Here is a 21,174-nt window from a genome sequence, read left to right as displayed (position 1 = left end):
AAAACGCTCGGCTGGGAAACCCCCGCCGAGCGCCTCGCTAAGCTCCTGGCAACAGCCAGTTGATCACCGTGTTGCGACGACCCCTTGAATTCGCCTGCGGTACGGGGCCCTGTCGGCTGTTTGACGGTGCGTCAGTCGGTGAGGCGCTCGCCCGTCGACGTCGAGAACACGTGGGTCTCGCCCGGCCGCGGCACGACGTGCAGCTGGGCGCCCTTCTCCGGGACCCGGCGACCGTTCACCCGGACCACGAGGTCCTGGTGCTCGCCGCCGACCTCCGCGGAGCCGTAGACGTAACCGTCGGCGCCGAGCTCCTCGACGACGTTCACGGAGACGGCCAGACCGGCCGGCGCGTCGGCGGTCTCCTTGGAGAGGGTCTTCGCGGTGGTGCCGTCCTGCTCGACGATGTCGAAGTGCTCCGGGCGGACGCCGACGGTGACGGTGCGGTCGCCGCGGTCGGCGGCGGCGGACAGCGCCTCGCGGTTCACCGGCACCACGGAGTTGCCGAACTTCACGCCGCCGTCGGTGATCGGGACCTCGACGAGGTTCATGGCGGGGGAGCCGATGAAGCCCGCGACGAAGAGGTTGGCCGGGCGGTCGTACATGTTGCGGGGCGAGTCGACCTGCTGGAGCAGACCGTCCTTGAGCACGGCCACGCGGTCGCCCATGGTCATGGCCTCGACCTGGTCGTGCGTGACGTACACGGTGGTGATGCCGAGACGCCGCTGGAGGCTCGCGATCTGCGTACGGGTGGACACGCGCAGCTTGGCGTCGAGGTTGGAGAGCGGCTCGTCCATGAGGAAGACCTGCGGCTCACGGACGATCGCGCGGCCCATCGCCACGCGCTGGCGCTGACCGCCGGAGAGCGCCTTGGGCTTGCGGCCCAGGTACTCGGTGAGGTCGAGGATCTTCGCCGCGTCCTCGACCTTCTGGCGGATCTCGGCCTTGTTGACGCCGGCGATCTTCAGGGCGAAGCCCATGTTGTCGGCGACGGTCATGTGCGGGTACAGCGCGTAGTTCTGGAACACCATGGCGATGTCCCGGTCCTTCGGCGGCAGGTGCGTGACGTCGCGCTCCCCGATGCGGATCGCGCCCTGGTTCACGTCCTCGAGCCCCGCGAGCATCCGGAGCGAGGTCGACTTGCCGCAGCCGGAAGGGCCGACGAGGACGAGGAACTCCCCGTCCGCGACGTCGAGCTCAAGCTGGTCGACGGCGGGCTTGTCGCCACCCGGATAGATGCGGGTCGCCTTGTCGAACGAAACAGTGGCCATGGTGAGGGCCCCCTTCACCGGCAGGAACGTGCCGGACGATCCGTTGTAAAGAGAGGAGTGGTGTAGTCCACCTGAGCGAACTGCTCGGACGGTACCCCGGGGGGGACCGGTCTGTCAGTAGTCGTGCGCGGGCGACCTTCGAGGAACATTTGGAACTTGGCAGAGCGGTTACCTTTTGGCCCGGGCCCCCGGAACGCAGGGCCAACCCTTCGTTGCTCCTTGGTGGGGCTCTTTATAGGCGACGCCGGGCGGGGAGGTGAACTCTGTGGCTTCGGGAAATATGCGCTGTGTACAGTGGGAGCGCCTCAAACCAGCCTTGTGCTGTGCGTGCTGCCCCCTTAGCTCAGTTGGCCAGAGCGGGTCACTTGTAATGATCAGGTCGTCGGTTCGACTCCGACAGGGGGCTCGAAAAGCCCAGGTCAGAGTGCATCTGGCCTGGGCTTCTCCATGTCCTGAAGTACCTCCCGTGCAGTACCTCTCGTGCCCGCGTCGAGTTCCTGCCCTGTCAGCGGCGGCGCAGCGTCCTGTCCGTGAGTGCGGGCGGGTCGTAGTGGGTGACGTCGTGGTTGAGGTCGGTGCCGGGAGGCACGATCTCGTCGATGCGGTCGAGGATGTCGCCGCTCAGGGCCGTTCCCGCGGTGCCGAGCAGCGAGGTGAGCTGGTCGTGGGTGCGAGGGCCGATGATCACGGAAGTGACGGCGGGGTGCGACAGGACGAACCCGGTGGCCAGAGCGGGCAGCGTCAGGCCGGCTTCGGCGGCCACCTTTCGCAGCTCGGTGACCGCGGTGAGCTTGGCGGCGTTGCCGGGCAGGCTGGTGTCGAACAGCTGCGGCAGGAAATTCGAGCGGGTGGCTTCGCCGGGGGCCGCGCCGTCCGGCCCGCCGTACTTGCCGGACAGCCAGCCGCCTGCGAGGGGGCTCCAGGTGAGGACGCCCATGCCGTACTTCTGCGCGGTGGGGAGCACCTCCCGTTCGATGGCGCGGGCCAGGATCGAGTACGGCGGTTGCTCGCTGCGGAAGCGGACGTGGCCGCGCTTCTCGGCGACCCACTGGGCCTCGACGATCTCACCGGCGGGAAATGTGGACGAGCCGATCGCCCGGACCTTGCCGGAGCGCACGAGGTCCGACAGCGCCGACAGGGTCTCGTCGATGTCGGTGTCCGGGTCGGGGCGGTGCACTTGGTAGACGTCGATCCAGTCGGTGTCGAGGCGGCGCAGGCTGTTCTCGACGGCGCGGACGATGTAACGGCGGGAAGCGCCGCGTTGGTTGGCGTCCGTGCCCATCGGGTTGCTGAACTTGGTGGCGAGGACGGTGTCGTCCCGGCGGCCCTTGAGGGCCTTTCCGACGATCACCTCGGACTCGCCGTCGGAGTACATGTCGGCGGTGTCGAGGGTGTTGACGCCCGCGTCGAGAGCGGTGTGCACGATGCGGACGGCCTCGTCATGGTCCTTGGTGCCCCACGCGCCGAGCATCATCGTGCCGAGGGTGTACTCGCTGACGGAAATGCCGGTGCCGCCGAGAATCCTGCGGTTCATGAGTGCTTCCCTGTCCTTCTGTCCTGCGTGCAGCTGGTGTCGTGAGTGATCACCTGGTCTCGTGGTCGACCTTGCCCGTCGGTCGTGGCGGCTGCCAGGCCCGGCCGAGCCTGGTACCCGCAGGGCCTGGTTGGGCCGGGGGTGCCGGAGAATGGCCGGATGCATGCCGAGCCGGAGATCAACGCGTTCTTGAAGGCCCGCAGGGCGGCCCTGGACCCGGCCGCGTTCGGCCTGCCGTCCGGCGGGACGCGGCGAAGGGTGCGCGGGCTGCGCCGCGAGGAGGCGGCCCGCCTCACCGGGATCAGCGTGGAGTACTACACGCGCATAGAGCAGGGCCGCGGCGGGAACGTCTCGCCGGAGGTGCTGGACGCCCTCGCCCGTGGGTTGCGGCTGACCGCTGCCGAGCACGAGTACCTGCGGAACGTGGCGCACCGGGCGGCGCACAGCGGGGCCGCACGGCGGCAGGTGCGGGAAGAGCCGCAGGTCGTACGGCCCGGTCTGCGGGTCGTGCTCGATTCGATGGACGGTGTCGCTGCCCTGGTCTACGGCCGGGCCATGGACGTTCTGGCGTGGAACCGCCTCGGCGGGAAGCTGGGGTGCGACTTCGCGCAACTGCCCCCGGAGGAGCGCAACATCGCCAAGCAGATGTTCCTGCACCCGGACGCGGAGGCCACGCACCCGGAGGCGGCGCAGATCCGCCGCGAGATCGTCGCCGTGCTGCGTGCCGAGGCCGGCCGTACTCCGGATGGTGAGCGGCTGTGTGTGGTGGTCGGTGAACTCCGCGAGCGCAGCGCGGAGTTCGCGCGGTTGTGGGAGTCGCAGGAGGTCGAGGAGAAGGGGCACGGTGTCAAGCGCGTCCGGCATCCGGAGCACGGGTTGATGGAGCTGCATTTTCAGGCGCTGCGGCTGCCGCCGCCCGACGAGGGGCTGACGCTGCTGCTGTACGCGGCCGAGCCGGGCTCGCCGTCCCATGCGGCGCTGCTGGCGCTGTCGGGCGGGGCCCGGCCCCTTGCGGACGCCGGTGGTCCGGGTCGCTGAAGCCGCACCTGCGCAGGCGTGTCAGTGGCGTCCCGACAAGCGGTCCGCGATGCGGGCGAGCCGGGGGGCCGTGCTGGTCGGGGTGGTCAGTTCTTGGCGGTCCGCGTTGCGGTAGGTCGCGTACATGCCGTGGACGCCGAGCCAGCGGAAGGGTTCCGGTTCCCATTTGCGGACCTTGTGGTTGACCCAGGGGAGGGTGGTGAGGTCCGTGGGGCCTGCCTGGCCGGAGTCCTGTTGGATCAGGTCGCGCAGGGTGCGGGCGGCGAGGTTGGCGGTGGCGACGCCCGAGCCGACGTAGCCGCCGGCCCAGCCGAGGCCCGTGGCGCGGTCCAGGGTGACCGTGGCGCACCAGTCGCGGGGGACGCCGAGGACGCCGGACCAGGCGTGGGCGACGCGGATGCCCGCGAGTTGGGGGAAGAAGCGGGTCAGGATGGTGTGGAGGGCCTCGATGGTGGGCTGCTGCGTGCGGCCGTCGTTGTCCGTCTTCGAGCCGTAGCGGTACGGGACGCCGCGGCCGCCGAGCGCGATGCGGCCGTCGGCGGTGCGCTGGGCGTACATGTAGGCGTGGGCCATGTCGCCGAGGGTTTCGCGGCCCTCCCAGCCGATCGACTTCCACTGGGCGTCCGTCAGCGGCTCCGTGGCGATCATGGAGGAGTTCATGGGGAGCCAGGTGCGGCGCTGGCCCTTGAGCGCTGCGGTGAACCCTTCGGTGCAGCGCAGGACGTAGGGGGCGCGGACCGTGCCGTACGGGGTGACCGCGTGCTTGGGCCTGATCTCGGTGACGGGGGTCCATTCGTGGATCGTCACGCCGAGCGCCTCGACGGCCGCCGCGAGGCCCTGCACCAGTTTGACCGGGTGCAGGCGGGCGCCGTGCGGTGTCCAGGTCGAGCCGACCGCGCCGGTCACCCGTATCCGCTCGGCCGTCTCGCGGGCGCCGTGCAGGGTGCGGTCCTTCTCGCCGTACGAGAGTTCCGTGTCGTGGAAGGCCTTGAGGCGGCGCAACTGGGCGGGGGTGTAGGCCACTTCGAGTACGCCGCCGTGGTGGATGTCGGCCTCGATCGATTCCTCGGCCGCGGTCCGGATCACCTCGTCCACCGTGTCGTTCATCGCCCGCTGGAGGCGGACCGCCGCTTCGTGGCCGTGCAGGCGGGCGTAGCGGTCGCGGCCCGCGATGCCGTTGTAGAGCCAGCCGCCGTTGCGGCCGGAGGCGCCGTAACCGCAGAACTTCTGCTCGAGGACGGTGACGCGGAGGAAGGGGGCGGCCTTCTTCAGGTAGTACGCGGTCCACAGGCCGGTGTAGCCGCCGCCGACGACGCAGACGTCCGCCGTCGCGTCGGAGGTGAGGGGTTCGCGGGCGGCGGGCAGGCCCTGGTCCGCGTACCAGAACGATATGCCGCCGTTGACCGTGCCGGTTCCCGTGCTGGTGCTGGTGCCGGTGCCGGTTCCCGTGTCCGTGCCCGTACTTCCGCTTGTGCTGCTCGTGCTCCTCGCGCTGCTCATGGGCGGACGTTACTGCGCAGGTGGGGGCCGTGTGGAGGGGGTGAGTCGGGCGGTGCTCGGGGCGCGGGATAGATTCCGATACTTTGAGCGGTACCTGACGAAATGCGGTACCTGTCGACATCTGGAGGGCTCAACTCATGGCCGTACACAAGGCCGGGCGGATGGCCGGAAGCAGGGCCGGCCGCGTCGCCGTCGCGGTCGCCGCGGCGGCGCTGATCGGAGTGACCGCGTCCGCCTGTGGTCCCGATGACGACCACAATGGCAGCACGCTCGGCCGCGTGAGCGAGAAGCCGGCCGCTTCGGCTTCGTCCGGCGAGAAGAATCCGGAGCCCGGCGCCCCGGCTTCCGGCGGCTCGGCGTCCGGTGGCTCGGCTTCCGACGATCCCGGAACCGGTGGCCCCGAGGCCAAGGCGCCCCCGGCCGCCAGTGCCCGAATCGCCAAGGTCCCCGCCTCCGTGAAGGGCGGCGTGATCACCGTCGGCGATCCGAAGGCCAAGCATACGGTCAAGGTGTACGAGGACCCGCGCTGCCCGTTCTGCAAGAGGTTCGAGGACGGCGGGGCGCAGGCGCTGGTGAATCCGGTCGCCGACGGCAAGGTCAAGGTCGAGTACACGATCGCGTCGTTCCTCGACGGCAGCCTCGGCGGCAGCGGCTCGGTGAACGCGGCCAACGCCCTGCGGGCGTCCGTGGACGCGGGCAGGTTCCCGCAGTTCCACGCCGCCGTCTTCGCCAACCAGGCGGCGCAGGAGACAGACGACGCGTACACGCCCGCCTTCCTGCTGAAGATCGCGGGCAAGGTCGAGGGCCTGCGCGGCGGCGCCTTCGACAGGGCGGTCACCAACGGGACGTACAAGAAGTGGGTCGGGGAGGCGATGAAGGCCTTTACCGAGGACGGCATCACGGGCACGCCGACCGTCCTCGTCGACGGTGAGAAGTCCGACGGCAACTCCCTCTACGAGCAGGCGGCGTTCGCCGAGGAGCTCAGGGCGGCGGGCATTTCCTGAGGTGCTGGCGCGGGCGCGGAGTCTGTGCGGTGCCCCGTGTCAGCGGGTAGCAGGCCAGACCGATCAGGGCCGAGGTGAAGTGGCCCAGGTCGGTGAAGGTCCTACCGGTGATCAGCGGGGTGCCGTACACCGCGAGGACGACGAGGAGGTACCCGTACCGCCACGGCGTCGGGACGCGATACGTGAGCACGGCGACCACGCCCGCGAGCGCGTAACTCACGCCCACGTCAAGGGTGTTCACCGACGAGCGGGGTGCGGCGCCGTGGTGGACGGCGAGCGCGAGGACGCCCTCGCTGACGAGCGTGGCGAGGACGTGGGCGGGCACCGCCACCGCCAGCCAGCGCCGGGTGCCGAGCCACCGCTCGGCGCTCGCGTGGAACACCGTGTACAGGACGGCGTACGGCAGCCAGCCGCCGCCGTCGATCCAGAACGCGCTGGAGATCAGCACACGCACCGGGTTCCGTGACAGCTCGTGGATGTTGGTGGAGCGCTGGCGCAGGAAGTCGGCCTCGAACTCCGGCGACATGTGGCGCATCGCGACGGTCGTCACGAAGAGGACCACCAGCCAGATGTACGTTCCCGGGGCGCTGCGGACGTACGAGGCGATGCCCCGGATCGCGCCCCGGATCGCGCCCCGGGTCCCGCGCAGCCCCCGTCCCCCCTGGATCGTGCCCCGGAAAATCCTCATGCGGTGATTCACGCACGTCGGTAGGGTCGCGCTCGTGATCGACATTCGGATTCCGGACGAGCTGGTCGAGTCGCAGCACATGTACGCGGGGGAGCCGGGGCGGGCCTTCATCGCCGCGCTGCCGGAGCGCGTGGAGGAGATCGTCGAGCGCTGGGACCTGACGCTCGACGGGGAACCCATGCACGGCATGGCCGCGCTCGTGCTGCCCGTGGTGCGCGCCGACGGCACGCCCGCCGCGGTGAAGTTCCAGCTCCTCGACGAGGAGACCGAGGGCGAGCCGGTCGCGCTGCGGCTGTGGGGCGGCGACGGGGCGGTCCGCCTCCTCGACCACGACGCGGCCACCGGCACCATGCTGCTCGAACGCCTCGACTCCGGGCGGATGTTGTCGACGATGGCCGACACCCGCAAGGCGGTCCTCGTCATCGCCGAGCTACTCGCCAGGCTGACGGCCGGGCCCGCGCCGGACGGCATGCGCCGGCTCGGCGACATCGCGGCCGAGATGGTCGACGACCTGCCGGGCGCGCTGAAGTCGGTCGCCGATCCGGCCGAGCGCGCGCTCGTGGAGCGGTGCGGGGGCGCGGTGCGCGAGGTCATGGGTGAGCCGGGCGACCGGATGCTGCACTGGGACCTGCACTTCGAGAACGTACTGGCGGGCGAGCGCGAACCGTGGCTCGCCATCGACCCCAAGCCGCTCGCGGGGGACCCCGGCTTCGATCTGTGGCCCGCCATCGACAACAGGTTCGACGCGGACGACGTGCTGTGGCGGTTCGACGCGATGACCGAGGTGCTGGGCCTGGACCGCGAGCGGGCGCGCGCGTGGACGCTGGGGCGGGTCCTGCAGAACGCGCTGTGGGAGATCGAGGACGGGCGGTCGCCGGTGGCCGACGACATGGAGATCGCGCGGCGGCTGCTCGGACGGTGAGACGGCGTTGTGTGCGGAGTCCCAGGTCAGGTGGCGGAGCCACCTGTCCTGGGACTCCGTGCGCCGAGCGTGCGTGCCGGGCGCCGGGGCGCAGGCGGGGGGTTCAAAGACAGGCTCTCAGCGCCTCCACCAGGGTCAGAACTCGTCGACCGTGTGCGGGAGTCGTGTCGTGTGCAGCGCCGCGTCCAGCGCCGCCGTCGTCCCCGGCGTGTGTTCCGTCGCCAGGCCCGCACGGACGAGGGCGTCGATCCGCGTACCGCCCAGGTAGGCCGCGGCCAGGTCGCGCGCGTCGATGGTGAGGTCCGCCGGGCGGCTGTGCGCCCTCTCGTACGTACAACCGTCGGGGGACGCAGTCAGGCGGTGGCGGCCCGCGTTGGCCGGGAGGCGGTCGTCCCGTACGTCGAGGACCGCGTCCACCGGCGCCGCCCAGGAGCGGGCGGTGAGCGCGGCACGCACGTCGATCAGGCGGAGCCACAGGGCGGGGAACTCGCCCGTGACGCGCACCTGGTCGCGGTCGGCGGCGAAGAGGTGCAGCGGGTCGTCGACGGGGCGGCCCCAGGCGCGGATCAGGCCCGTCAGGTCGATCGACGCGAGATAGCGCCAGAGCGCGGCCGCGGCGGCCGGTGTGTCGGCCTCCAGCTCGTCCAGGCGGACCAGGCCGGGGGCGTCGTCTCTGGTCTTGGTGCGGTAGACCGCGTACCCGGCGACCGGTTCTCCCGGGGCGCCGAGGACGACCACGCGGGCCGGTGACAGCTCGTCGTCCTCCTCGTCCTCCTCCACCAGCCACTCCTCGCGCCACCACGCCTCACTGCGGGCGATGCGTCCCGCGCGCTCGGCGCGTGTGCGGTCGTAGTACTCGCCGAGCAGGCCGGGGGCGTCGGCCGGGGGGATCAGGCGCAGCGGGTGGTCGTCGGGGGTGATGCGCAGGGCCAGCGGGCGCCGGGAGTCGATCTCCATGGTGTGGCCGTAGGTGGCCGTGCCGAAGCCGAACCTGCCGTAGATCGAGTCCTCCGACGCCCACAGGGACGCGATCGGCGAACCGTCGCCCGCCGCTCGCGCGAACAGCTCCGCGAGCATTCCGGACAGCACGCCGCGCCGTCGGTGGGTCGGGGCGACCGAGACGAAGGTCAGGCAGGGACAGGGCAGTTCACCGCCCGGGACCGACAGCGTGAAGGGGAAGGCGGCGACGAACCCGACGAGTTCGCCGTTCTCGTACGCGCCGATGCGGGTGCAGCCGCGCAGCAGATCGTGGTGGTGCTTGCGCTTCTCGTCCTCCGGGCTCTCGTGGAAGACGAGGTAGGCGAGGGAGAGCGCGCGGTCGATCGCCGTCTCGGGGATGTCGCGGAACTGGACGGTTTCCATATAACGGACGGTAGTTCCCGGAATGGGGACGGGCATCCGAATTTGTGCGCCAATGCCATCGCGTCGCGGGGTCGCGGGGTCGCGGGGTCGCGGGATCACGGGATCACGGGATCAGGACCACCTTGCCCATCGTTTCGCGGTTGCGCAGCGCGCGGTGGGCCGCTGCCGCCTCCGCGAGGGGGTAGCGCTGCACGGCCGGCGTGAAGTGGCCGAGTCTCCCGGCGGTGAGAGCGGCCAGTTCGAGGGCTCGGGTGGGGTTGTCACCGCCCGTCCTGCGCATCATCGCCGGGCCGAGGACGTCGATCCGCTTGATTCCGCGAGTGGCCAGCTCCCCCTCGGTGAAACTGAGTTCCGCGCCGTCGCCGGAGCCCCGGCCGGACCAGCCGAAGACGAGGTGGAGGCCGCCGGGGCCGAGCAGGTCGACCGCGGCACGGCCCGCCCTGCCGCCCACGCCGTCGAAGACGACGGTGGCCGCGCGGCCGTCCAGCTGCTCCGCGAGGTACGCGCGGACCTCCTCCGGCCACGCCGGGTCCGTGTAGTCCACGGCCAGGTCGGCGCCGTTCGCGCGGACCCGGTCCGTCTTCTCCGGGCCGCCCGCCAGGCCGATCACCGTGGCGCCCCGGTGTGTTGCGTACCTCGTGAGGAGCGTGCCGATGCCGCCCGCGGCCGCGGGGATGACGGCCACGGAGTTCCGGGTCAGCTTCGCGAACTGGAGGATTCCCATCGTCGTACGCCCCGTGCCGATCAGGGCGACCGCCTCCGCGGGGTCGAGCCCGTCGGGGACCTCGTGCAGGCGGGACTCCTCGGTGACGGCGCGCTCGGCGTATCCCCCCGGGGCGAAGCCCATGTGGGCGACGACGCGCTTGCCCAGCCAGTGCGCGGGGACGCCGTCGCCGAGCGCGTCGACGGTGCCCGCGACTTCCCTGCCGGGGATGGTGGGCAGGGTGGGGAGCGCGGGGAGCGGGCCCTGTATGCCCTCGCGGATCATGGTGTCCAGGAGGTGCACGCCGGCTGCCGCCACGGTGATACGGACCTGGCCTGCGGCCGGTTCGGGGATCTCCGTCTCCTCGTGTACGAGGTTCTCGGCGGGGCCGAAGGCGTGGAGGCGGATGGCGTGCATGGTGGGGGTGGGGGTGGGAGTGGGGGTGGGAGTGGGAGTGCGGGGGGTGTCCGTGGTGTCTGCGGTGGCGGTTCTGGTGGGGGTGTGTGTGGCAGCGTGTGTGGTGGGCATCGGGGGGCTCCTCGCTGGGTTCGGCCGGTGCGTGGTGCGGGTCGGCCGGGGGTCGACTGGGGGGCGTCGGTACGTCCCCTCACCCTTCAACCTGAAGTGGACTTGAGGTCAAGGGCCGACGATCCGGCCAGCGCGAGCGTGACCGCTTCCAACGCGCTGTTGAACGACACCTCGGACAGCAGGCCGGGCGCCGCGACCTGGTCGCCCGCCAGGTAGATCCCGTCACCGCGGTCGATCGCGGGGCGGTCCCGCCACGTGGTGCCGGGGCGGTCCAGCGCGCCCGTACGGCCGTTGGCGATCGTGGCGCGGCGCCAGGTCAGGCGTTCGCGCCAGCCGGGGTAGCCCAGGTCGAGCAGGCGTTCGGCGCGGGCCACGCCGTCCGCCTTGGTCTCGCCAGGGGCGAGCGGGATCTGCGCCTGTACGAGTTGTTCGCCGTCGGGGGCGAGCGTGTGGTCCTGGGCGGTGAAACGTTCGACCCAACCCGTCCCGTCCAGGTCGGAGATGACGAAGGCGTCACCCCTGCGGGAACGGAACGCCACGTCGACGAGTGTCGTGCGGCCGCTCTCCCAGTGCAGGGACTCGTCGCCGAGCAGGCGGCGCGCCGAGTCGAGCGACGTCGCGACGACGACCGGGCCGTTCTGCGGCAGTTCGCCCAGGTTGTCGACGCGGTCCAGCGTCTCCGTGCGTACGCCCATGTTCCAGGCGAGCGCGGCCATGCGGTCGATGAGCGAGCCCCAGCCGCCGCGCGGGTAGTGCGCTTCCGGGGGCAGCTTGGCGGCGCGGCGCAGGCGCTCGTGCACGAAGCGGGCGGAGAGCGAGCCGGGGTCGTGGTGGAAGGTGGCCACGGCGACGTAGTGCGCGGCGGCGCGTGCGCCCTCCTCGCCGACCTCCTCCGTCGCCCAGCTCGTGAAGTCGCGGTCCACCGGCGCGTGTTCCGCCTTGCGGCGCAGCAGCTTGAGCATGGCCAGGGGTGGCATGCGACGCAGCTCGCCGTGGTGCAGCAGGCGCAGACGGGCCCCTTCGAGGGGCGGCAGGGGAGCGAGCGGGCCGATGAGGTTGCGCTGCTTGAGCCAGGTCCAGTGCGGGCCGCCGTTGTAGAGGGCGTGCGGGCCCTCGTTCGTCTTGTACGTGCCTTCGGAGGTGCGGGCGCGACCTCCGAGCGTGTGGTGGGCCTCGCGGAGGGTCACGCGGGCGCCTGCCTCGGCGGCGGTGATGGCAGCGGTGAGACCGGCGAAGCCGCCGCCGATGACGGTGAGGTGGCGGGGGCGGGGTGCGGTGTTGGTGCTGGTGCTGGTGCTGGTGCTGGTGCTGGTGTTGGTGGTGGCGTCGGTGTTGGTGTTGTTGTTCTGGGGCATGGGGGTGATCTCCCTGGGGAGTGCTTGGGCTTCACCTCTTGGACGCTCGGGCGTGGGCCGGATGTGACATCGGGATGGGGCGATCTGTCGGGTCGGGGGCCGGGAATGGCTGGATGAGGGGCGTTGTCAGTCCTGGCGTGCACGATGGGGGCATGACTCCGAAAGCGAAACCGGCGCGTGTGGTCAAGGCGGCACAGCGGGCCCAGGTGCGGTTGCCTCCGCTCCGGCCCTTCGACGGAGGCGGTCTCGATCCCGACGGTGACTACGACGGGGTCGAGTTCCGCGGCCTGGACCTCGGCGGGCAGGACGGCGGCGGCGCGCTGTTCATGGACTGCGCGGTGACGGGGTGCGCGGTCGACGGGACCCGGCTCGTCCGGGCGCGGTTCGTCGACTCCGTGCTGACGGAGCCGCGGGGTGTCGGTACGGACCTCGCCGAGGCGTCGCTGCGGGACGTGGAGGTGGTCGACGCGCGGCTCGGTGGCGTACAGATGCACGGAGGCGTGCTGGAGCGGGTGGTCGTGCGGGGCGGGAAGATCGACTACCTGAACCTGCGGCAGGCGCGGTTGCGGGATGTCGTCTTCGAGGAGTGCGTGCTGGTGGAGCCGGACTTCGGACTTGCCACGCTGGAGCGGGTGGAGTTCCGGGGGTGTGTGGTCCGGGGGGTCGACTTCACGGGGGTGAGGATGACGGACGTGGACTTCCGGGCGGCGGGGGAGTTGGAGATCGCTCGGGGGATCGAGTCGCTGGCCGGGGCGGTGATCAGTCCTGGGCAGTTGGTGGAGTTGGCGCCGGTGTTCGCGGCGCAGGTGGGGGTTCGGGTGGCGTAGGGGTTGCGGGTGTGTGCGGGTTCGCTGGGGCCGGTGCGCCCGTTGTTCGGTTGTGGGGCGGGGCCGCGGGGGTATGTGCGTACTCGCTATCCCTGCGTCACGCTGCACGGACAACGGGGCTACAGGATGCTCGGTGCTCCGTTCGCACATACCCCCACGTCCCCTCCGGCCGGTTTCGCGGCTGCGGACCGGTGGGGGTGTACCCGTATACCTCGCGTGGGGTTCGGCCCCGGTGTCGGGTGGATGTCGGTGGGGTCGGTGTTCTGTCGGTGGTCTGTCGACGGCGGGGCGGACATTGGTGGTGTTCGGCGCCGCTCAAGCGGCGGGCCACCACCTGGAGGAAGTCCCCATGAACACTGACGTCACCATCATCGGTGCCGGGCTCGGCGGCCTCGCACTCGCCCGGGTTCTGCACGTTCACGGCATACCGGCCACGGTCTACGAGGCGGAGTCGTCACCGACGGAGCGTTCGCAGGGCGGGATGCTCGACATTCATGATTACAACGGTCAAATCGCCCTTGAGGCGGCCGGGTTGTTGGAGGAGTTCCGGGGGCTCATCGTCGAGGGCCGTCAGGCGTTGCGGGTCCTCGACCCGGACGGGAACGTGCTTCTGGAGATGCCCGACGACGGTACCGGCGGGCGTCCCGAGGTGCAGCGCGGTGAGCTGCGGCAGATGCTGCTCGACTCGCTCCCGGCCGGCACCGTGCGGTGGGGTCACAAGGTGAGCGGTGTCCGTTCCCTCGGTGGAGGACGGCACGAGGTGACGTTCGCCGATGGCGGCACCGTCGTCACGCGTCTCCTTGTCGGCGCGGACGGCGCGTGGTCCAAGGTCCGGCCGCTGCTCTCCGACACCGTGCCCGCCTACACCGGCAAGTCGGTCGTCGAGATCTACCTGTTCGATGCCGACACCCGGCACGTGGCCGCCGCGAAGACGGTCGGCGGCGGGTCCATGATCGTGCCCACGCCGGACAAGGACCTCTTCGCGCACCGGGAGAAGGGCGACACCCTGCATGCCTACGTGGGGCTGTCCAAGCCGGAGGAGTGGTTCGACGGCATCGACTTCAGCGATGGAGCCGCGGCCGCCGCGCGGATCGCGCGGGAGTTCGAAGGATGGGCGCCGGAGCTCGTCGCGCTGATCACCGACGGCGACACCGCGCCGATCCTGCGCCCTCTCTACGCGCTGCCGGTCGAGCACCGGTGGGACCGCGTGCCCGGAGTGACCCTGCTCGGCGACGCCGCTCACCTCTCCGCTCCGAACGGTGAGGGCGCCAACCTGGCCATGCTCGACGGCGCCGAACTCGGCGAGGCCCTCGCCGCCCACCCCGACGACGTCGAGACCGCGCTCGCCGCGTACGAGCAGGCCATGTTCCCGCGCAACGCCGAAGTCCACGAGGCCCACGCCGACCCGGACCAGGACCCGATCGCCCAGTTCACGCAGCATGAGCAGGAGACCAGGCTCTAAGGGGAAGGGCTGGGCTAGCGCGGGAGCCGGGGGAAGCGGGACAGGAGGGACCAGAGCGCGGGGTTGTCCGCGAGGGAGTCGTGCAGGTCCGTGAGGTCCGCCACGAGGTCGTGGAGGAAATCGCGCGCCTCGCGGCGGAGCTCCGCGTGGGAGAAGGAGAGCGGGGGCTCCTCCGGATCCATCCAGTCCGCCTCGATGTCCACCCAGCCGAAACGGCGGGCGAACAGCATGCGGTCGCTCGACTCCGTGAAGTCGAGCTCCGCGTACTGGGGGCGGGAGGCCCGGCTCCCGAGCGGGTCCTTGTCCAGCGTCTCCACGATGTCGCACAGCGCCCACGCGAAGTCCAGGACGGGAACCCATCCCCAGGCTGTGGACAGTTCCCGGTCCGCCTTGGTGTCCGCCAGGTACACGTCCCCGCAGAAGAGGTCGTGCCGCAGCGTGTGGACGTCCGCACGGCTGTAGTCCAGCTGAGGGGGGTCAGGGAAGCGGGCGGAGAGCGCGTAGCCGATGTCGAGCACGGTGTCGATGGTGTCATGGCCCGGGCGTGGGGGCGGGGGCGAGGTTCTGACCTGGGGTAATGGTGCCGGGCAAGCGTTCGTATGGTCCGTGCGGCCGGTTCGACCCGAGCGCGGTCACCGCAGCAACCGCTGCTCCTTCGCCACCGCCACCGCGCCCGCCCTGGTGTCCACGCCCAGCTTGTCGTAGATCCGGCCCAGGTGCGTCTTCACCGTGGCCTCGCTGATGAACAGGGCGCGGGCGATCTCGCGGTTGCCGAGGCCCCGGGAGAGCTGGCCGAGGATGTCCCGTTCGCGGTCCGTGAGCGTGGGGTGCGGGGTGCGCATGCGCGCCATGACGCGGGAGGCGACCGGGGGCGAGAGCGTGGTGCGGCCCCGGGCCGCGGCATGGATCGCGGAGAAGAGTTCCTCGGGGCGTTCGGCCTTGAGCAGATAGCCCGTCGCACCCGCCTCGATGGCGCGGGTGATGTCCGCGTCCGTGTCGTAGGTGGTGAGAACCAGGACGTGGGGGGAGGAGGCGTCGTGGTGGGAGTGGGGCCGGGCCGTGATGCGGCGCGTCGCCTCCACGCCGTCGATGCCGTCGCCCAGCTGGAGGTCCATCAGGACCACGTCCGGCGTCAGCTTCGCGGCCAGGGCGATCGCCTCTTCACCCGTGCCCGCCTCGCCGACCACCTCGATGTCGGGGGCGCTGCCGAGCAGGGCGAGCAGACCGGCGCGTACGACGGCGTGGTCGTCGCAGACCAGCAGGCGGACCGGGCGGTCGCCGCGGCTGTCGGGGCGGGCGGCGGGGGCGTTCGTCACTGCGGCTCCAACGGGATCGATACGGAGAGGACCGCGCCTTCGCCCGGCGCCGACTCGACCGTCAGTGTGCCGCCGAGCTGCCCGGCCCGGGCCCGGATCGCGGGCAGGCCGTGTCCGCGTACGCCACCGGACGCGTCCGACGGTGCGGTCCTGGTGGGAGGTGTGAAGCCCCGGCCGTCGTCCGCGATGTCCAGGACCACCTGGTCGTCAAGGAGCGTGAGGGTCAGCGCCGCGGTGGTCGCGTGCGCGTGCTCGCGTACGTTGGCCAGCGCGCCCTGCGCGATGCGCAGCAGCGCCGAGCTGACCCGGTCCGGCAGCGGCACGGGGGCGCCCTCCGCGTGGAAGCGGACCGTGAGGCCCGCGTCCGACTCGCGCTCCGCGAGCGCCCGCAGCGCCTGCGCGACGCCACCGCCGTCCGCGAGGTCGGCGGGCGCCAGGTCGTGCACGAAGCGGCGGGCCTCGGCGAGGCCGTGCTCGGTGATCGACTCGGCGGTACGGACGTGGGTGCGGGCCGTCGCCGGGTCCGTGTCCCAGAGGCGGTCCGCCGCCTGGAGCAGCATCTGCTGGCTGGACAGGCCCTGCGCGAGGGTGTCGTGGATCTCCATGGACAGGCGCTGGCGTTCGGCGAGGGTGCCTTCGCGCCGCTCGGTCGCGGCCAGTTCGCGGCGGGTGCGGAGGAGATCGTCGATCAGTTCGCGCTGGCGGGCCGCCTGGCGCTGCATGTGCAGGAACACGGCGGTCGCGACGGCGGCCCAGGCGGGCGGCGCGAGCAGCAGGTTCGGGTCGAAGCGGCCCGCGAGTTGCAACTGTGCGACCACCACGAGGGCGGTCAGGACGGCCACGAGGAAGATCGCGGTGCGCGGCGGGAGCGTACGCAGGCCGGTGTAGAAGAGCGGCACCGCGCACCACGCGAAGCTCGGCGCGAGAACGACGAGCACGACCCAGACGGCGACGACGAGCGTGAGCCAGCCGAGGCGGCGCGGTGCGGTGGGGCGGGCGCCGATGGCGGGGCCGAGTACGTAGAGGAGTGCCAGGGACGCCGAGAGCACGATGATCCACGGCGTACGCGGTTCGCCGGGGTGCCGCATCAGGAAGCGGGCCAGCGAGGAGGCCAGGAGCAGGAAGAACGCCGTGTGCATGACGGCTGCGAGCCAGCGGGCGTCGGGGTCGGGGCTCCGGAGGGCGGGACCCGGCGTGCGCTGTTCCATGTGGGGCACCTCCCTTGCTGAGCTGGGCAAACACCTTCATTGTGGCCCGCTGGGGCCACGAGGGGGTCGACCGATCGGTTGACCCTGGTGTCGGCCGAGTCGCGCGCGGCTGCCGGCCGGTATGTCGAGGGGTACGGGAGGGAGTCGGCCGGAGGATCGATGGCAGAGGGAAACCACCCCCCTACCCGGCACCCACGCCCCACTCCCAGGAGTCACCGATGAACAAGCCGTCGCACCGCGCCCGCACCCGCACCCGCGTCCTCACCCTCGCCGCCACCGCCGCCGTCCTCGGTGCCGGTACCTTCGGAGCCGTCTCCGCCACCGCCGGTACCCCCGACGCCGCCGCCAAGGCCGCCGTCACCGCCGACGCGGGCGACAAGAACCTCACGCAGTCGACGCACCTGACCGTCGCCGCGGCCACCAAGGCCGCGCAGGCCACCCTCGACGCCGCGAAGAAGGAGAACCAGCGCGTCTCCGTCGCCGTCGTCGACCGCAACGGCAACACCGTCGTCACGCTGCGCGGTGACGGCGCGGGCCCGCAGTCGTACGAGTCCGCCGAGAAGAAGGCGTACACCGCCGTCTCCTGGAACGCGCCCACCTCCGAGCTGGCCCAGCGCCTGGAGAAGACCCCGAACCTGAAGGACATCCCCGGCACGCTGTTCCTCGCGGGCGGCGCGCCGGTCACGGCCAAGGGCGCGCCCGTCGCGGGCATCGGTGTCGCGGGCGCCCCGAGCGGCGACCTGGACGAGAAGCTCGCGAAGGCGGGGGTGGCGGCGCTCAGCCGTTGAGCCGGACCCCAGGTCAGAGCCCCCTACAGATGCCGTATCGCACATTTGCCGCATAAGATCACCGCCGTGGACCTGCGATCTCCGGCCGCCCGAGCCGCCACCGTCACCTGCGCCCTCGCCCTGCTCGCCGCGACCGTCGGCGCCTGCGGCGCGGGCGTGGACGGCACACCGGGCGCCGACGGGGTGCGCGACCCGTACTTCCCGAAGCTGGGCAACGGCGGGTACGACGTGGCGCACTACGGCCTGACCCTCGACTACGAGCCCGGCTCCCGGCACCTCACGGGCACCGCCGAGATCACCGCCCGCGCCACCAAGAACCTCAGCTCCTTCAACCTCGACCTCAAGGGCCTGGACGTCTCGGGCATCACCGTCGAGGGCAAGGCGGCCCGCTTCCAGCGTGCCGGTCAGGAGCTGCGGGTCCGTCCGGCCGACGAGCTCGACCGGGGCGAGACGTTCCGCGCGACCGTCCGCTACTCCGGCACCCCGGAGACCGTCACCGACAAGGACGACTCCGAGGAGGGCTGGCTCAGGACGGCGGACGGCGCGCTCGCGCTCGGTGAGCCGGCCGGGTCCATGGCGTGGTTCCCCGGCAACCACCACCCGAGCGACAAGGCGTCGTACGACATAGAGATCACCGTCCCCAAGGGCCTGAAGGCCGTGTCGAACGGTGAGTTGACCCGCGAGTCGGCCAAGGGCGGACGCACCACCTTCGCCTGGCACAGCGCCGAGCCGATGGCGAGCTATCTGGCGACCGTGGCGATCGGGAAGTACGAGATGCGGACGTCGACGACGGACGACGGGCTGCCCGTCGTCACCGCCGTCGACTCCACGCAGGTGAAGGAGGGGAAGAAGGCGATCGCGAAGATTCCCGGCATCATCGAGTGGGGGGAGTACAACTTCGGCCCGTACCCCTTCTCCTCGGTCGGCGCGATCGTCGAGCGCGAGGGGGACGCGGGGTACGCCCTGGAGACCCAGACCCGGCCCGTCTTCCCCGGCGCCCCCGGTACCGAACTCCTCGTCCACGAGCTGGCCCACCAGTGGTTCGGCGACTCCGTCACCCCCAAGTCGTGGCGCGACATGTGGCTCAACGAGGGCTTCGCGACGTACGCGCAGTGGCTCTACGAGGAGGACCACGACGGCGACAGCGCGCAGAAGACCTTCGACGCGCTCTACAAGGGCGACTACTACGAGGACGCGGAGGACAACGAGGCGATCTGGGCCTTCCCGCCCGCCAGGCCCACGGACGCCGCGCACATCTCCGATCCGCCCGTCTACGACCGGGGCGCGATGGTGATCCACAAGATCCGTCAGGCGGTCGGCGACGACGCGTTCTACGAGATCGTGCAGGGCTGGACGAAGACGTACCGGCACAAGAACGCGGACACCGGGGACTTCACCGAGTACGTCGAGAAGCACGCGGGCGGCGACGCGGCGCGGCGGAAGGTCGGCCGGATCTGGGGCGACTGGCTGTACGGGGACGGGAAGCCGGACCACCCCTGAGAGCCTGTCCGGCGAGACGCGCCGGACAGGCCTTTGGCCGGCGCGCTTGGCCCCCCTCGTTCAGCCGACGCGCTCCTCGTCTGGCCGGCGCGCTCCTCGTCTAGCCGACGGGCTTCTCGTCGCGCGTCTCGGGGGCGCGTCGCAGCTTGCGCAGTTCACGCCACTCGCCGACCGCCGCCCAGGCCGAGCAGCCGAAGGCGCCGATGTAGCAGGCGAGCCAGCCCGAACCGCGCTCCGCGTCGAGCATCAGGTCCACGGCGAGGGCGGCGAAGAACAGGGACGAGAGAAGGGAACCGGTCAACTTCTGGCGGGCGATGCGCTGTTTCCTGCGCGGGCCTGCGGAGAGGCGCATGGCGTAGATCTCGACGTCACCGAAGACGTCCTTCGCGGGCCCGGCCTCCGGGTCGCCGGCGAGATGCTGCCGGGCCTCGCGCACATGGCCGCGTGCCTCGGCGGCCCGCATGCCGTGCCGCCCGCGCAGGAGGCCTTCCAGTCGGGCGAGCCAGCGTTCGTCGTCGGAGCCGCCGTCCGCACGCGCGGGCGTGAACCAGCTGTTGATGGTGTCCTCGGGGAGCAGGAAGGCGCAGGCGGCCCAGGCGGCGCCGATCAGCATGACCACCGGGGCGGGCACCCGGAACAGCTCCCCCTCCGGCATGGCCGCGGCGATCGCGGACCCGCCCGCGATGGCGGCGACCATCCCCGCGAGGAAGGCCCACATGCCGCGCAGCCGCCCGGCCGAGCGGACGATGAAGGCGAGGCACAGGAGGGAGACGGCGACCACGACGGCCGCGCTTCCGGCGAGCGAGGCCCAGCTGATCCCGATCCAGAGCCCGTCCTGGATCCAGTAGAGGCCGAAGAGGGCGAACACGAGGAAGCCGAACGTCCCGAACGACGCGACGACCCGGTCGCCGGGGCGCATGCCGTGTGTGTCGATGCCGGCCCGGTACCGCTCGCTGACGCGCTCCTTGGCGACCGTACGGGCGTACGCGACGGGGTCGCCGAGCACGTCGACGGCGGGCTGCCCGGCCTCGGCCACGAGCTGGTGGGCCTCGGCGAGTATCTCCTCGGCGAACCCGGCCGGCGCCTCCTCGTCGAGCGCGAGCCGCACGTGGACGGTGTCGGCCCAGTCCTGGTCCTCCTCGCGTTCCCAACGGAGTTCGGCGTTACGTGTCTTGGTCATCGTCATCCCCCTTCGCCGGGAGGAGCGAGGCGACGGTCCGGGAGAAGTCCCCCCAAGCGGCCTGGTCACGCCGCAGCCTCGCTCGCCCCTCCTCGGTGATCCGGTAGTACTTGCGTCCGGGCCCGCCTTCTCCGGCCCCCCACTCGACCTCGACGGCACCTTCCTCTTCGAGGCGGGTGAGCGCGGGGTAGAGGGTCGCCGCCTTGACTCCTTCGAGCCCGGCGTCACCGAGCCGGCTGAGCAGGGCGTACCCGTAGCTCTTCTCCTCACCGTCGAGGATGCCGAGCAGGCACAGGGGGAGGGCGGCACGGGTCCAGACGGCTGGCGCGGAGGTCACGGGTCCCGGCTTTCTGGATAGTGGACTATTTGGGTTTCCGTAATAGTAGATCATCCGGAAGTGAGAGGCCGCCGCGCCGCGCCCGCGTGCCGGGCGTCGGGGCGCAGACGGGGGTTCAAAGACAGGCTCTCAGTGGCGTACCAAGCAGAACGGGTGTCCCGCCGGGTCCGCGTACACCCGCCAGCCGCCGCCCCCGGACTCCTTGTCCAGGACCGTCGCGCCCGCGGTCAGTACCTGCTCGTGGGCGGCTTCGAGGTCGGGGACCTGGAAGTCGAGGTGGAACTGTTGGGGAGCGGACGGGTCGGGCCAGCGGGGCGGGGTGTAGGGCGTCACGCGTTGGAAGGCCAGGACCAGGCCCGTCGGGGTGTGCAGGGTCGACCAGTGTTCGCCCAGGGACCAGCGGGGATCCGGGGAGTTCACCGAGCCGCCGATGAGGGCGCGGTAGAACTCCGCGAGGGGCAGGGGCTCGGCGCAGTCCAGGACCACGCACTGCATTTCGGCGATCATGGGCGCACAGCGTACGGCTCCGGCCCGGGCACGCCGAAGGGCCCCGGCGGCGGTCGGCGAATTCAAGGGGTCGTCGCAACACGGTGATCAACTGGCTGTTGCCAGGAGCTTAGCGAGGCGCTCGGCTGGGGTTTCCCAGCCGAGCGT

20 protein-coding genes and 1 tRNA gene are annotated in these 21,174 nt (G+C 71.5%); 8 read left to right on the top strand and 13 right to left on the bottom strand.

Going from position 1 to position 21,174, the window contains the following annotated elements; translation table 11 throughout:
• Positions 1 to 131 precede the first annotated feature (131 nt).
• A complete protein-coding gene (locus ACFVYR_RS37425; RefSeq protein ID WP_384263225.1) occupies positions 132 to 1,268 on the bottom strand; it encodes an ABC transporter ATP-binding protein in 1,137 nt (378 codons plus the stop codon).
• 332 nt (positions 1,269 to 1,600) lie between these two features.
• On the opposite strand from ACFVYR_RS37425, the gene ACFVYR_RS37420 reads away from it, so the two are divergent.
• Positions 1,601 to 1,674: transfer RNA gene (locus ACFVYR_RS37420), tRNA-Thr, on the top strand.
• Between the two features lie 99 nt (positions 1,675 to 1,773).
• On the opposite strand, the gene ACFVYR_RS37415 is transcribed toward ACFVYR_RS37420, so the two are convergent.
• Positions 1,774 to 2,802 carry an aldo/keto reductase gene (locus tag ACFVYR_RS37415; protein ID WP_384263222.1) on the bottom strand — a complete coding sequence of 343 codons (1,029 nt, stop codon included), beginning with the start codon at positions 2,800 to 2,802 and terminating at the stop codon, positions 1,774 to 1,776.
• Between the two features lie 159 nt (positions 2,803 to 2,961).
• On the opposite strand from ACFVYR_RS37415, the gene ACFVYR_RS37410 reads away from it, so the two are divergent.
• Positions 2,962 to 3,840, top strand: coding sequence for a helix-turn-helix transcriptional regulator (locus ACFVYR_RS37410; protein ID WP_384263219.1), 879 nt, complete (start codon positions 2,962 to 2,964; stop codon positions 3,838 to 3,840).
• 21 nt (positions 3,841 to 3,861) lie between these two features.
• Here ACFVYR_RS37410 and ACFVYR_RS37405 read toward each other — a convergent pair whose 3' ends face one another.
• The gene (locus ACFVYR_RS37405; RefSeq protein ID WP_384263216.1) at positions 3,862 to 5,340 is read right to left on the bottom strand and encodes an NAD(P)/FAD-dependent oxidoreductase; all 1,479 of its coding nucleotides are present in this window, start codon (positions 5,338 to 5,340) and stop codon (positions 3,862 to 3,864) included.
• A gap of 137 nt (positions 5,341 to 5,477) precedes the next feature.
• On the opposite strand from ACFVYR_RS37405, the gene ACFVYR_RS37400 reads away from it, so the two are divergent.
• Positions 5,478 to 6,344, top strand: coding sequence for a DsbA family protein (locus tag ACFVYR_RS37400; protein WP_384263213.1), 867 nt, complete (start codon positions 5,478 to 5,480; stop codon positions 6,342 to 6,344).
• Here the strand turns inward: ACFVYR_RS37400 and ACFVYR_RS37395 are convergent.
• On the bottom strand, positions 6,322 to 7,032 hold the full coding sequence (locus ACFVYR_RS37395) for a rhomboid-like protein (RefSeq protein WP_384263210.1): 711 nt from the start codon (positions 7,030 to 7,032) through the stop codon (positions 6,322 to 6,324). The two genes, ACFVYR_RS37400 and ACFVYR_RS37395, sit on opposite strands and share 23 nt — an antisense overlap.
• A gap of 79 nt (positions 7,033 to 7,111) precedes the next feature.
• On the opposite strand from ACFVYR_RS37395, the gene ACFVYR_RS37390 reads away from it, so the two are divergent.
• A complete protein-coding gene (locus ACFVYR_RS37390) occupies positions 7,112 to 7,954 on the top strand; it encodes an aminoglycoside phosphotransferase family protein (RefSeq protein ID WP_384263234.1) in 843 nt (280 codons plus the stop codon).
• A gap of 135 nt (positions 7,955 to 8,089) precedes the next feature.
• Here the strand turns inward: ACFVYR_RS37390 and ACFVYR_RS37385 are convergent, their stop codons facing one another.
• The 3 genes from ACFVYR_RS37385 to ACFVYR_RS37375 all read right to left on the bottom strand — a co-directional run bounded on the left by ACFVYR_RS37385 (position 8,090) and on the right by ACFVYR_RS37375 (position 11,902).
• Positions 8,090 to 9,316, bottom strand: a complete 1,227-nt coding sequence (locus ACFVYR_RS37385) for a GNAT family N-acetyltransferase (protein WP_384263207.1) — start codon at positions 9,314 to 9,316, stop codon at positions 8,090 to 8,092.
• A gap of 103 nt (positions 9,317 to 9,419) precedes the next feature.
• On the bottom strand, positions 9,420 to 10,436 hold the full coding sequence (locus tag ACFVYR_RS37380; protein WP_384263231.1) for a zinc-binding dehydrogenase: 1,017 nt from the start codon (positions 10,434 to 10,436) through the stop codon (positions 9,420 to 9,422).
• Positions 10,437 to 10,633: 197 nt separating this feature from the next.
• On the bottom strand, positions 10,634 to 11,902 hold the full coding sequence (locus tag ACFVYR_RS37375; protein WP_384263204.1) for an NAD(P)-binding protein: 1,269 nt from the start codon (positions 11,900 to 11,902) through the stop codon (positions 10,634 to 10,636).
• Between the two features lie 152 nt (positions 11,903 to 12,054).
• Between ACFVYR_RS37375 and ACFVYR_RS37370 the strand changes: the two genes are divergently transcribed.
• Both ACFVYR_RS37370 and ACFVYR_RS37365 read left to right on the top strand, forming a co-directional pair.
• Positions 12,055 to 12,729 carry a pentapeptide repeat-containing protein gene (locus ACFVYR_RS37370; RefSeq protein ID WP_384263201.1) on the top strand — a complete coding sequence of 225 codons (675 nt, stop codon included), beginning with the start codon at positions 12,055 to 12,057 and terminating at the stop codon, positions 12,727 to 12,729.
• A 349-nt stretch (positions 12,730 to 13,078) separates the two neighbouring features.
• Complete coding sequence (locus ACFVYR_RS37365) at positions 13,079 to 14,191, top strand: FAD-dependent oxidoreductase (RefSeq protein WP_384263199.1); 1,113 nt, start codon at positions 13,079 to 13,081, stop codon at positions 14,189 to 14,191.
• Positions 14,192 to 14,205: 14 nt separating this feature from the next.
• Here the strand turns inward: ACFVYR_RS37365 and ACFVYR_RS37360 are convergent, their stop codons facing one another.
• The 3 genes from ACFVYR_RS37360 to ACFVYR_RS37350 all read right to left on the bottom strand — a co-directional run bounded on the left by ACFVYR_RS37360 (position 14,206) and on the right by ACFVYR_RS37350 (position 16,715).
• Positions 14,206 to 14,709 carry a hypothetical protein gene (locus ACFVYR_RS37360; RefSeq protein WP_384263196.1) on the bottom strand — a complete coding sequence of 168 codons (504 nt, stop codon included), beginning with the start codon at positions 14,707 to 14,709 and terminating at the stop codon, positions 14,206 to 14,208.
• A 114-nt stretch (positions 14,710 to 14,823) separates the two neighbouring features.
• On the bottom strand, positions 14,824 to 15,507 hold the full coding sequence (locus ACFVYR_RS37355) for a response regulator (protein WP_384263193.1): 684 nt from the start codon (positions 15,505 to 15,507) through the stop codon (positions 14,824 to 14,826).
• On the bottom strand, positions 15,504 to 16,715 hold the full coding sequence (locus tag ACFVYR_RS37350) for a sensor histidine kinase (protein ID WP_384263190.1): 1,212 nt from the start codon (positions 16,713 to 16,715) through the stop codon (positions 15,504 to 15,506). Before ACFVYR_RS37350 ends, ACFVYR_RS37355 begins: the two co-directional genes overlap by 4 nt.
• A 218-nt stretch (positions 16,716 to 16,933) precedes the next feature.
• Here ACFVYR_RS37350 and ACFVYR_RS37345 point away from each other — a divergent pair, with 218 nt between their 5' ends.
• On the top strand, positions 16,934 to 17,503 hold the full coding sequence (locus ACFVYR_RS37345) for a heme-binding protein (protein ID WP_384263187.1): 570 nt from the start codon (positions 16,934 to 16,936) through the stop codon (positions 17,501 to 17,503).
• Between the two features lie 72 nt (positions 17,504 to 17,575).
• A complete protein-coding gene (locus ACFVYR_RS37340; RefSeq protein WP_384263228.1) occupies positions 17,576 to 19,003 on the top strand; it encodes a M1 family metallopeptidase in 1,428 nt (475 codons plus the stop codon).
• 100 nt (positions 19,004 to 19,103) lie between these two features.
• On the opposite strand, the gene ACFVYR_RS37335 is transcribed toward ACFVYR_RS37340, so the two are convergent.
• The 3 genes from ACFVYR_RS37335 to ACFVYR_RS37325 all read right to left on the bottom strand — a co-directional run bounded on the left by ACFVYR_RS37335 (position 19,104) and on the right by ACFVYR_RS37325 (position 21,027).
• Positions 19,104 to 20,183, bottom strand: a complete 1,080-nt coding sequence (locus tag ACFVYR_RS37335) for a hypothetical protein (RefSeq protein ID WP_384263185.1) — start codon at positions 20,181 to 20,183, stop codon at positions 19,104 to 19,106.
• The gene (locus ACFVYR_RS37330; protein ID WP_384263181.1) at positions 20,167 to 20,520 is read right to left on the bottom strand and encodes a PadR family transcriptional regulator; all 354 of its coding nucleotides are present in this window, start codon (positions 20,518 to 20,520) and stop codon (positions 20,167 to 20,169) included. Before ACFVYR_RS37330 ends, ACFVYR_RS37335 begins: the two co-directional genes overlap by 17 nt.
• A gap of 129 nt (positions 20,521 to 20,649) precedes the next feature.
• A complete protein-coding gene (locus ACFVYR_RS37325; RefSeq protein ID WP_384263178.1) occupies positions 20,650 to 21,027 on the bottom strand; it encodes a VOC family protein in 378 nt (125 codons plus the stop codon).
• Positions 21,028 to 21,174 lie beyond the last annotated feature (147 nt).

Source organism: Streptomyces sp. NPDC058284, from assembly GCF_042881135.1.
GTDB lineage: Bacteria > Actinomycetota > Actinomycetes > Streptomycetales > Streptomycetaceae > Streptomyces.
This window is presented reverse-complemented; position numbering and strand designations above follow the sequence as displayed.